Here is a 1,183-nt window from a genome sequence, read left to right as displayed (position 1 = left end):
GTCGCAGGGCGGGGTGGGCGCGTCGGATGGCGTTGAGTTTGGTGATCAGGGGGGTGAGGCTGCGGCCCTCGCGGTCGGCGGTTTCCCAGTCGCGGGGTTTGAGCTGGTACTTCTCCGAGTCGAGGTACTCCTCGCTGCCCTCGCGCAGGGGGGTGTTCTCGCACAGTTCGTAGCCGCTGTAGATGCCCCAGGTGGGGGAGAGGGTGGCGGCCAGGACGGCGCGGGTCTCGAAGGCGGGCCGGCCGCCGCGTTGGAGGTAGGAGTGCAGGATGTCGGGGGTGTTGGCGAAGAAGTTGGGCCGCATGTAGGCGGCCGCCTCGCCGGAGAGTTCGCTGAGGTACTCGGTCAGCTCGTCCTTGGTGTTGCGCCAGGTGAAGTAGGTGTAGGACTGCTGGAAGCCGCTCTGGGCGAGGGTGTGCATCATCGCCGGGCGGGTGAAGGCCTCGGCCAGGAAGACGACGTCGGGGTCGGTGCGGTTGATGTCCGCGATGACCCGTTCCCAGAAGACGACCGGTTTGGTGTGGGGGTTGTCGACGCGGAAGATCCGCACGCCGTGGTCCATCCAGTGCCGCAGCACCCGCAGGGTCTCGGCGATCAGGCCGTCCATGTCGGCGTCGAAGGCGATGGGGTAGATGTCCTGGTACTTCTTGGGCGGGTTCTCCGCGTAGGCGATGGTGCCGTCGGGGCGGTGGTGGAACCACTCGGGGTGTTTGTGTACCCAGGGGTGGTCCGGGGAGCACTGCAGGGCGAAGTCCAGGGCGATCTCCAGGCCGAGTTCGCCCGCCTGTGCCACGAAGTGGTCGAAGTCCTCCAGGGTGCCCAGGTCGGGGTGGACGGCGTCGTGGCCGCCCTCGGGGGAGCCGATCGCCCAGGGCACGCCGACGTCGTCGGGTCCGGCGGACAGGCTGTTGTTGCGGCCCTTGCGGAAGGTGTGGCCGATGGGGTGGATGGGTGGGAGGTAGACCACGTCGAAGCCCATCGCGGCGATCGCGGGCAGGCGGCGGGCGGCGGTGCGGAAGGTGCCGTGCGGGCGCTCGGGGGTGCCCTCGGAGCGGGGGAAGAACTCGTACCAGGAGCCGTAGAGGGCTCGTTCGCGTTCCACCAGCAGGGGCAGGGTGTCCGAGGCGGTCACGAACTCCCGCAGCGGATACCGGGCCAGCACCGCCCCCACCTCCGGCGTCAA

Annotated in this window: 1 pseudogene; it reads right to left on the bottom strand. The window is 69.2% G+C overall.

Annotated elements, in window-relative coordinates:
- Positions 1-1,183 (bottom strand): annotated as a pseudogene (locus AQJ84_RS40210) (alpha-1,4-glucan--maltose-1-phosphate maltosyltransferase); the annotation flags it as partial.

Origin of the sequence: Streptomyces resistomycificus (assembly GCF_001514265.1) — a bacterium.
GTDB classification, from domain to species: Bacteria; Actinomycetota; Actinomycetes; order Streptomycetales; family Streptomycetaceae; genus Streptomyces; species Streptomyces resistomycificus.
Note: the sequence above shows the minus strand (reverse complement) of the source record. Positions and strands in the feature narration are given on the sequence as shown.